This window comes from Kitasatospora sp. NPDC032121 (genome assembly GCF_055580145.1).
This window is the reverse complement of sequence record NZ_JBVILX010000004.1, coordinates 492688-501964: the sequence shown is the minus strand read 5'-3', so window position 1 is coordinate 501964 and position 9277 is coordinate 492688. Positions and strand designations below refer to the sequence as shown.

Sequence of the window (9277 nt, the reverse complement as noted above, 5' to 3'; positions counted from 1 at the left end):
CCCCCCCCCCCCCCCCCCCCCCCCCCCCCCCCCCCCCCCCCCCCCCCCCCCCCCCCCCCCCCCCCCCCCCCCCCCCCCCCCCCCCCCCGCCGCCGATTTCACGGGAGGCCGCCGGTGCGGTTAGACTCGTGAAACTGCTCGGCGAGGGATGCCGTGTGCCCGCTCGCCGGGTGCCCGCTCCGTGATCGACGCGCTGCCGGTGCCGGACTCCCGTCCGCCCGGCAGGCCGTTGCCGCCGAGTGACCCCCGAACGTACTGAGGGTGTGGTCCCGGCGGTTTTTCGCGTTGCCTGCACCCCCGTGCCAGTTTCCACGAGGAGTGCAGTCGTGTCCGAGATCCGTATTGCCGCTGAGACCCGTTCCGAGTTCGGCAAGGGTGCCGCCCGTCGTGCCCGTCGCGCCGGCTTCGTCCCCGGTGTCGTCTACGGCCACGGCCACGCCCCGGTTCACCTGAACCTGCCCGGCCACGACCTGATGATGGCCCTGAAGACCCCGAACGCCCTGCTGGTCGTCCCGATCGACGGCAAGGACGAGTACGTGCTGCCGAAGGCCGTCCAGCGCGAGGCCATCAAGCGCACCATCGAGCACGTCGACCTGCTGCTGGTCAAGCGCGGCGAGAAGGTCACCGTCGAGATCCCGGTCCACGTCGAGGGCGAGCTGGCCCCGGGCGGCAACCTGGTGGAGCACGTCCTGCAGGCCCTGCCGATCGAGGCCGAGGCCACCCACCTGCCCGAGTCGGTCACCGTCTCCGTCGAGGGCCTGGAGGCCGGCGCCTCCATCCACGCCAAGGACATCGCCCTGCCGGCCAACGTCTCGCTGGCCGTCGAGGCCGACGCCGTCGTGCTGCAGGTCATCGCCGCCCAGGCCGCCCCGGTCGAGGAGGAGGCCGCCGAGGCCGAGGGCGCCGAGGCCTGAGCCTCGCGTCACTAGCTGAGACCGCTGCCCCGGTCGCTCCCGCTGGAGCGGCCGGGGCAGCGGTGTGTCCGGGATGATGGCAGGGCCTAGCGCGAAGGAGGAAGAAGGCATGGCGGACGAGTACGAGGGCCCCTGGCTGGTGGTGGGGCTGGGCAACCCCGGGGAGCAGTACGCCCGGAACCGGCACAACATCGGCTTCATGGTGGTGGACCTGCTGGCGCAGCGGATGGGCGCCAAGTTCAAGGCGCACAAGAGCCGGGCGCAGGTGGCCGAGGGGCGGCTGGCGGGCAAGCGGGTGGTGCTGGCCAAGCCGATGTCCTTCATGAACCTCTCCGGCGGGCCCGTGACGGCGCTGCGCGACTTCTACAAGGCGCCGGCCTCGGCGCTGATCGCGGTCCACGACGAGCTGGACATCGACTACGCGGCGCTGCGGCTGAAGCTGGGCGGCGGGGACAACGGCCACAACGGCCTGAAGTCGATCACCAAGTCGCTGGGCCCGGACTACTACCGGGTGCGGTGCGGGATCGGCCGCCCGCCGGGCCGGATGGAGGTCGCGGACTTCGTGCTGAAGGACTTCTCCTCGACCGAGCGCAAGGAACTGGAGTGGTTCGTGGACCGCTCGGCGGACGCGGTGGAGGCGCTGCTGTCCGAGGGGCTGGAGCGGGCCCAGGGAACGTACAACTCCTGACTCCGACTGACGAGCCGTCAGAACGCCTGCGCGGTACGCAACGGTCGTACAACGCTTGCCCGTCCAAACCTGAATCCGTGTGAGAACCCTGTGCGGGATCGGATAGCGTCGGTCCGGTACGCGAACGAGTCCTGGGGAGTTCTCGATGCGGGGATTGCGTCCGGTCCGCCGGGTGCGGCGGAGCCGGGTGGTCGAGCCGAAGCGGCTCGGGCGGCGGGTCGGTACGGCCGGTGCGCTGGGGGTGGCCGGGGTGCTGCTGTCGGGCGGCGCGCTGGCGCACGCGGATTCGGCCGTCGAGTCGGACCCGGCGATCTCCCCGGAGCCGGCGGCGGCGCAGTTCGGCCCGGTGCTCGGCGATTCGATGGGCCCCGACGCGGGGCTGCTGGCGGTCGGCGGCGGCCTGGTGGTGGCGGCCGGCGGCGCGGCGCTGTGGCTGAAGCGCAGGCGCGCGGGCGAGGGCGCGGAGTAGGGCCTCAGCCGGCGTCCCGCACGGCCCCCACACGCGCCTCGCGGCCCCACGCGGCGCCTCGCGGAGCCGGAAGCCGGCGCGAAGCGGGAACCTCACGGCCGAGGGCCGGTGTCCGGACGGGACACCGGCCCTCGGCCGTTCGCGGTCCGGCCGTCAGCCGGTGTTGCGCAGGCCGGCGGCGATGCCGTTGACGGTCAGCAGCAGCGCGCGGGCGCGCAGCGGGTCGTCCTGGCGCCCGGCCGAGAGCTCCTCGCGCTGGCGGCGCAGCAGCGCGACCTGGAGGTAGGAGATCGGGTCGAGGTAGGCGTCGCGGACGGCGAAGGTCTGCTTCAACACCGGGTTGTGCTCCAGCAGTTCGCTCTCTCCGGTGAGCCGGAGCACCTCGCGCAGGGTGAGCGCGTGCTCGGCCTTGATCTGGTCGAAGACGTGGTGCAGCTCGCCGGGCACCAGCTGCTCGACGTAGTGGCGGGCGATCCGCAGGTCGGTCTTGGCCAGCGTCATGGCGACGTTGGACAGGAAGTTGCGGAAGAAGTGCCACTCGCCGTACATCTCGGTCAGCACGTCGCCGAGGCCGGCCGCGCGGGCGGCGGCGAGGCCGGAGCCGACGCCGTACCAGCCGGGGACGATCTGTCGGGACTGGGTCCAGCCGAACACCCACGGGATGGCCCGCAGGCCGTCCAGGCCGGCGCCGGAGTCGGGGCGGCGGGACGGGCGGGAGCCCAGGTGCAGCGAGGCGAGCTGGTCGACCGGGGTGGAGGCGAAGAAGTACTTCGGCAGGTCCTCCTGCTCGACCAGGGCGCGGTAGGCGGTGTGGGCGGCGTCCGAGACCCGGTCCATCGCGGCGTCCCAGCGGGCCAGTTCCTCGGGGGCCTGGCGCGGGGCGGTGTGCAGCGCGGAGGCCGCGAGGGTGGCGGAGAGGGTCAGCTCCAGGTTCTCCCGGGCCAGCGAGGGGAGCAGGTACTTGTCGGAGATGACCTCGCCCTGCTCGGTGACCTTGATCTCGCCCTCCAGGGTGCCCCAGGGCTGGGCCAGGATGGCCTCGTGCGAGGGGCCGCCGCCGCGGCCGACGGTGCCGCCGCGGCCGTGGAACAGGCGCAGCCGGATGCCGTAGCGGTGGGCGACGTCGCGCAGCCGGCGCTGGGCGCGGTGGATCTCCCACTGGGAGGTGGTGATGCCGCCGAACTTGGAGGAGTCGGAGTAGCCGAGCATGACCTCCTGGACGTCGCCGCGCAGCGAGACGAGCAGGCGGTAGGACGGGTCGGAGAGCATCTCGTCGAGGATGCGGTCGGCCTGCTGGAGCTCGTCGGTGGTCTCCAGCAGCGGCACGATGCCGATCTTGGCGAGGCCGGCGTGCAGGTCGATCAGGCCGGCCTCGCGGGCCAGCACGGTGGCGGCGAAGACGTCGTCGGCGCCCTGGCACATGGAGATGATGTAGCTCTCGACGATCTCGTCGCCGAAGCGGTCGAAGCCCTCGCGGATGGTGTTGAACACGCCGAGGGTCTTGGTGCCTGCCTCGTCCAGCGGGGCCGGGGTGGGGGCGAGCGGGCGGCGCGAGCGGAGTTCCTTGGCGAGCAGCTTCTGCCGGTACTCGCGGGGCATGTCGGCGTAGCGCCAGGCCTCCTCGCCGAGCCGGTCGAAGAGCTGGCCGAGCGCGTGGTGGTGGGCCTCGGCGTGCTCGCGCACGTCCATGGTGGCGAGCTGGAGGCCGAAGGCCTCGACGGTGCGGATGGCGCGGGCGAGGCGGCCGTCGGCGATCAGTTCGCCGCGGTGGGAGCGCAGCGAGTCCTGGATCAGCCGCAGGTCGGCGATCAGCTCGCGGGTGCCGAGGTAGTCGCGGCCCGGGACGTGCGGGGTGCCGCCGGCCAGCCGCTCGCGGGTGTTCTCCAGCTTGAGCCGGATGCAGGTGGCCTTGAGGCGGTACGGCTCCTCGGCGTTCATCCGCTTGTAGCGCGGGCTGAGTTCGGGGAGCAGGTGCAGGTCGGTGTTGAGCGAGGCCAGCAGCTCGACCGAGGCGCCGGCCAGCCGCTCGGAGGTGGAGAGGGTGTTGCGCAGGTCGTCGATCGCGGCGAGCGCGTCCTTGATGCCGTACTCGTGCTGGAGGTTGAGGACGTCCCAGGTGACCTTCGGGGTGACGTTGGGGTTGCCGTCGCGGTCACCGCCGATCCAGGTGCCGAAGGTGAGCGGCCGTACGCCCTCGGGCAGGCTCAGGCCGACCCGGGCGAGCTCCTCGTGCAGCTCCTCCAGGACCTCGGGGACGGCCTCGCGGTAGAGCTCGTCCAGGTAGTAGACGGCGTTGCGGGCCTCGTCGGTGGGCTCGGGGCGGGCGATGCGCAGTTCGTCGGTCTGCCAGAGCAGGTCGATGACCTCGGCCAGGCGGCGGTCGGCGGAGCGCTTGGCGCTGCTGGTGCGGGCCTGGTCGGCGGCGGCCAGGCCGGAGGTGACCTCGTCGCGGTGGATGCGGTCGAGGAGTTCGCCGATCCGGCGCAGCTTGTTGAGGACGCTGCGGCGGGCGGCCTCGGTGGGGTGGGCGGTGAAGACCGGGCGGACCGCGAGGTGGGCCAGGGTGTCCTGGAGGTGCTTGGGGTCGGCCTCGGCGAGCTGGTCGGCGGTCTGCGCGAGCAGCGAGCCCTGCCGGGCGCGGCGGGTGGCGAACTCGCGGCCGCGGTGCACCTGCTCGGTGACGTTGGCGAGGTGGAAGTAGGTGGAGAACGCCCGGACCAGCTTGGCGGCGGTGTCCAGGTCGATGTCGGAGAGGAGCTCGGCGGTGGCCTCGCCGTCGGTGCGGCTCAGCAGGCGGACCTGTTCGACCAGGCCCAGCAGCTGGGGGCCCTCCTGACGGACCAGCGTCTCGCCGAGCAGGTCGCCGAGGCGGCGGATGTCCGCGCGCAGGGCGGCGTTGTCGGCGCTGACGGGCGTGGGGTTCTCCGCCGGGGCGGGGACCGGAGCGGTCACGGCTGGCTCCCTGTGGTGGTGGGGGTTCGGCAACGGCTCATCGTCACAGTCCACACGCGTGTGGCCGGCGTGACGCGTGCGGACCGCGCTGTCCGACGCGACCCAGCATAGGTGTCGGGGCGGATGCTGTCCGCGAGGTGGCCGGATGGCGGACAGCGCTGCCGAAAACCACCTGTGGTCTGGACCACTTGACGGGTTGGTTGAGTGTGACGGGCAATCCCGGTGGGGAGGGGAGGAGGTTGCCGCTTACTCTGTGGGGATGAGCAAGTCGCCTGGGGAGCGCGCGCCGGTCCGGTCGTTCTGGTGGTGGAAGCGGCCGCGCAGCGCTTTCCTGGACATCGGGCTGGCGATGCTCGCCGCGGTGGAGTGCGCGGTCAGCACGATCGCCTTCCTCTCCGCCCGGATCCACGTCAGCACCGCGGGAGCGGTCGGGATAGCCGTGCTCGGCACCCTGGCCGGCGGCTCGCTGGTGGTGCGCCGGCGCTGGCCGGCCGTCCCGGTGCTGGTGACGCTGCTGGTGATGCCCGGGATGCTGGGCGTGGTGCTGCTGGTGGTGGCGCTGTACACGCTGGCCTCGACCTGGGAGTGGCCCTCGCGCCGCCGCCGGGTGGTGGCGCTGTCCGCGCTGGCCTTCGCCGAGGCGGCCGCCGTGATGGCGGTGTCGCTGATGACGCCCGGCGACGCGCCGGTGGATCCGCCGCCGCTGTGGGGCCAGGTCCTGCTGTCGCTGCTGGTGTCGGTCGGGCTGACCGTCGCCCCGGTGGTGACCGGACTGTACGTCGGCGCGCGGCGGCGGCTGATCGAGTCGCTCAAGGACCGCGCGCACGGCCTGGAGACCGAGCTGGACCTGCTCGCCGAACAGGCGCAGGAACGCGCCCGCCGGGCCCGCCTGGAGGAGCGCACCCGGATCGCCCGGGAGATGCACGACGTGGTGGCGCACCGGGTGTCGCTGATGGTGGTGCACTCCGGGGCGCTGGAGCGGATCGTCGTCAAGGACCCGGAGAGGGCCGCGCAGAGCGCCAAGCTGATGGGCGAGGTCGGCCGGCAGGCGCTGAACGAGCTGCGGGAGATCCTCGGGGTGCTGCGGATGGACGACGAGCGGCAGCCGGAGCCGGACTCGCTCGCCGGACTGCCGCGGCTGGTCGACCAGTCCAGGGCGGCCGGGATGGCGGTGACGCTGACGGTCAGCGGCAGCCGGCAGGAGTTCACCGGCGAGGCCGAGCAGACCGCCTACCGGGTCGTCCAGGAGGGCCTGACCAACGCCCACAAGCACGCGGGCGGCGCCCAGGTGTCGGTGCTGCTCTCGTACGCGCCGAACGGGGTGCGGGTGGCCGTGGTGAACGCCTGCCCGGGCGGGGAGCGGGGCGCGGCGAAGCTGCCGAGCGGGGGCAACGGGCTGGTCGGGATGCGGGAACGGGTGATCGCGCTGGGCGGCACCTTCTCCTCCGGGCCGGAGGCGGACGGCGGGTTCCGGATCGAGGCGGTGCTGCCGTCCCGGTTGGCGGTGCGGGCCGAGCGGCTGCGCTGAGCGGCTGCGCTGAGCGGGCGGGCCTCGGGGCTCCTCCGGGTCCCTCGGTACTCCTTCGGTCCCTCAGTACGCGTCGGCGGTGCGCAGCAGCTCCGGTACGGTGCCCAGGACCAGCGTGGAGATCGCCTGGTCGATGCCCTGGCCGAGGAACCACTCGCCGGTGTGGTCCAGGCTGTAGACCCGGCCCTCCTCGTCGACGGCCAGCAGCGCCTGCCCGTACGCCTCCTCGCCGAGCGGGGCCAGCTGCGTCCCCAGCGCCCGGCCGAGGTCGAGCAGGGTGCGCGGCTGGTGCAGACCGCACAGCGGGTCGATCAGGAACGGGGTGCGGGCCAGCTGGCGGCCCGGGCCGGACAGGTCGAAGGCGAGGCCGCCGAACTCGGCCCAGGCCTCCACCGCCGCCGGGAACACCGCGTGCCGTGCGCCGGTGGGCGCGCCGTGCCCGACCAGGGTGTCGGCCCACTCCTCGGCCTGCCGGATCTGCCAGCGGCCGGGGTGCCAGCCGGCCGCCTTGAGCTCGGCGGCGACGTCGGCGGGGAAGCGGGGCCGGGTCCGCGTGCCGGCGGGGGAGAGGGTGGCCGGTGCGGGCGGGATGGGCGGGTTCAGGGCGGGCTCCAGGGCTGGGGGACGGGGACGTGCCGGCCGCTCGGCCGGTCAGTGCGCGGGCGGGCCGACGGCGACGCTGCGCACGGTGAAGTGCTCCAGCATCGGGGCGCAGGAGCGGCACGGCGGCGCGTGGCTGCCGTGCGCCGGGTCGCCCTCCTCACGGATGCGCACGGTCGTCATCCGGGAGCCCTTGAGCGCCTTGCGGGCCTCGTGCAGGGTCATCGGCTTGCGGGCGGCGCGCTTGGAGCGCCTGCCGTCGACGGCGGTCAGGTACTGGGAGAGCAGGACGGCCTCCGGGCAGCGGCCGGTGAACCGCTCGCGGGCCTCGGCCGGCAGGGTGTCCAGGAACTCGGCGACCAGGTGGTGCAGCACCGGGCGGCGCGGGTCCTTGTCGCCCGCCAGGGTGTGCACCTCGCCGCCCTTGAGCGACAGCGCGGCGGCGACGGCGGGCAGCAGGCTGTCGCGGTGGTGGCGCAGCACGGGCGGGCCCGCCGGCTCACCGGTGGTCATCCGTCCTCCTCCTCCTCGTCATCCCGACGTCGGCCGCGGTGGCCGGGCCGGTCCGGGGCAAGCCTGTCAAACGACACCGACAACCGCACATCCGGGGTGCGGCGCAGGCCGGTGCCGCGACGGCCCGGCCATCGCCGTACCCGATGCTGTCGAATGCTCACCGGTCCGTCACGACTTGTCCGTCGATGTGCCGAAACGGCCTCCGGCCAGGCTCGCGGCCGGTACCGTTCCGGCCGCGAGCCGGAGGGGGCGCGGCCGACCGCCCGGGGACAGGTGCCGCCGGCGGGCCGACTCCGGTGCCCGCGCCGGACGTTGGGGCCGCCGGGAACCGGGCCGGGGCGCACCGCCCGGCGCCGGTCCACCGGCAGCCCGCGTTCCGTCACCTCGGCCACCGCGAGGGGACGTTCCCGGCCGCCGGGCGGGCGGTGGTGACGGCGGTGGGTCCGGGTGGTGCGCCGAGTCCGTCGTCCGCCTGGCAGCCGGGGGGTTGAGGGCAGGCCCTAGGCTGGTGCCCAGCAGGCACCGTATTTTGCAGCAGCCAGTGGGGGCTCCCAGATGACGACAGGTCGGCCCGGCGTCGCCGCCGCACCGAACGCGGCGTACGCAGGTCAGGTGGTGCAGTTCCCGGACCCGGTCCGCGCGGAGCGGCACCCCGCCGGGGTCAGGGTGGACGAGTACGGCTTCCCGGATTTCGGCCCGTACGCCGCCGCGGCGGCCGAGGTGGCCGACCCGCCGGAGGGCTTCGGCGTGGACGAACTGCGGCTGACCGACTACGTCTCGGCCAACGCCGCGCTCTACACCCAGGGCCACCCGCTGTGGGCCGACCTCCCGACCGCCGTCGCCACCCCGCCCGGCTGGACCTGGCACCACGCGGTCGGCCGCGCCGCCCCCGGCTGGCGGCGGATGGAGCTCGTCCCGGTCGAGGTCAAGGCGCTGCTGCGGCACCACGGCGGCCTGGCCACGTCCGGCGCCGACCACACCCGCCGCGGCACCCGCCCGCTGCAGGAGCGCCGGCCGGTGCACTTCTCGCTGGCCAGGGACGGCGGGGACCCGATCGGAGTCCCCGAGGACCTGGTGCAGCGCGCCGAGGAGCGCCTCGGCTACCGGCTACCCGACGCCTACCGCACCTTCCTCAAGCTGGGCGGCGGCCGCGCCCCGGTCGGCGTGGGGCTGGACACCGAGCTCGGACTGCTGCTCGACCAGCCGTTCCTGACGCTCACCGAGGAGTACGGCACCCAGGACGTCGTGTACGCCAACAAGTGCCTGCGCGACCACCTCACCAAGGACTACCTGGGCATCGCCTACGCGCAGGGCGGCCTGGTCGCGCTCAAGGTGCGCGGCGAGCGGGCCGGCTCGGTCTGGTTCCACCTGTACGACGACGCCCGCGACACCGGCGCCCCGGAGGCCCCGGAGGACCGCTGCGCCCGGCTGCTGCTGCCCTGCGGCGAGGACTTCGACGCCTTCCTGCTGCGGCTGGCGGGCAGCCCGCCGGAGCTGGAGACGGTCGCGGCGCTGATGGTGGACGGCGGGTTCGCCCGCGCCGTCCCGGTGGGCTGAGGCGCGTGGTCGCGGTGGTCGCGGTGGTGTCGGTGGCCGCGGTGTTCGCGGTGGAA

The 9277-nt window shown here is 74.1% G+C and carries 8 protein-coding genes; 5 read left to right on the top strand and 3 right to left on the bottom strand.

Annotated features, from left to right (window positions below):
* Positions 1 to 326 precede the first annotated feature (326 nt).
* The 3 genes from ACZ5OX_RS16145 to ACZ5OX_RS16135 all read left to right on the top strand — a co-directional run bounded on the left by ACZ5OX_RS16145 (position 327) and on the right by ACZ5OX_RS16135 (position 2071).
* Positions 327 to 914: a 50S ribosomal protein L25/general stress protein Ctc gene (locus ACZ5OX_RS16145; RefSeq protein ID WP_465630385.1), complete on the top strand. Its 588-nt coding sequence runs from the start codon at positions 327 to 329 to the stop codon at positions 912 to 914.
* A 109-nt stretch (positions 915 to 1023) separates the two neighbouring features.
* Positions 1024 to 1602, top strand: a complete 579-nt coding sequence (gene pth / locus ACZ5OX_RS16140) for an aminoacyl-tRNA hydrolase (RefSeq protein WP_449790422.1) — start codon at positions 1024 to 1026, stop codon at positions 1600 to 1602.
* 145 nt (positions 1603 to 1747) lie between these two features.
* Positions 1748 to 2071, top strand: coding sequence for a hypothetical protein (locus ACZ5OX_RS16135; RefSeq protein WP_465630384.1), 324 nt, complete (start codon positions 1748 to 1750; stop codon positions 2069 to 2071).
* Positions 2072 to 2224: 153 nt separating this feature from the next.
* Here the strand turns inward: ACZ5OX_RS16135 and ppc are convergent, their stop codons facing one another.
* Positions 2225 to 5023, bottom strand: a complete 2799-nt coding sequence (ppc, locus tag ACZ5OX_RS16130; RefSeq protein WP_465630383.1) for a phosphoenolpyruvate carboxylase — start codon at positions 5021 to 5023, stop codon at positions 2225 to 2227.
* Between the two features lie 259 nt (positions 5024 to 5282).
* Between ppc and ACZ5OX_RS16125 the strand changes: the two genes are divergently transcribed.
* Complete coding sequence (locus tag ACZ5OX_RS16125) at positions 5283 to 6551, top strand: sensor histidine kinase (protein ID WP_465630382.1); 1269 nt, start codon at positions 5283 to 5285, stop codon at positions 6549 to 6551.
* Between the two features lie 63 nt (positions 6552 to 6614).
* Here the strand turns inward: ACZ5OX_RS16125 and ACZ5OX_RS16120 are convergent, their stop codons facing one another.
* A complete protein-coding gene (locus tag ACZ5OX_RS16120) occupies positions 6615 to 7142 on the bottom strand; it encodes an SUKH-3 domain-containing protein (protein WP_465630402.1) in 528 nt (175 codons plus the stop codon).
* A 60-nt stretch (positions 7143 to 7202) separates the two neighbouring features.
* On the bottom strand, positions 7203 to 7664 hold the full coding sequence (locus ACZ5OX_RS16115) for a YwqJ-related putative deaminase (protein WP_449790426.1): 462 nt from the start codon (positions 7662 to 7664) through the stop codon (positions 7203 to 7205).
* Positions 7665 to 8219: 555 nt separating this feature from the next.
* Between ACZ5OX_RS16115 and ACZ5OX_RS16110 the strand changes: the two genes are divergently transcribed.
* On the top strand, positions 8220 to 9221 hold the full coding sequence (locus ACZ5OX_RS16110) for an SMI1/KNR4 family protein (RefSeq protein WP_465630381.1): 1002 nt from the start codon (positions 8220 to 8222) through the stop codon (positions 9219 to 9221).
* Positions 9222 to 9277: the final 56 nt, after the last annotated feature.

Bases quoted from the DNA above. Each gene is read 5' to 3' on its own strand.
- pth (WP_449790422.1), top strand. From the start codon at position 1,024: ATGGCGGACGAGTACGAGGGCCCCTGGCTGGTGGTGGGGCTGGGCAAC.
- ACZ5OX_RS16135 (WP_465630384.1), top strand. From the start codon at position 1,748: ATGCGGGGATTGCGTCCGGTCCGCCGGGTGCGGCGGAGCCGGGTGGTC.
- ACZ5OX_RS16125 (WP_465630382.1), top strand. From the start codon at position 5,283: ATGAGCAAGTCGCCTGGGGAGCGCGCGCCGGTCCGGTCGTTCTGGTGG.
- ACZ5OX_RS16115 (WP_449790426.1), bottom strand. From the start codon at position 7,664: ATGACCACCGGTGAGCCGGCGGGCCCGCCCGTGCTGCGCCACCACCGC.
- ACZ5OX_RS16110 (WP_465630381.1), top strand. From the start codon at position 8,220: ATGACGACAGGTCGGCCCGGCGTCGCCGCCGCACCGAACGCGGCGTAC.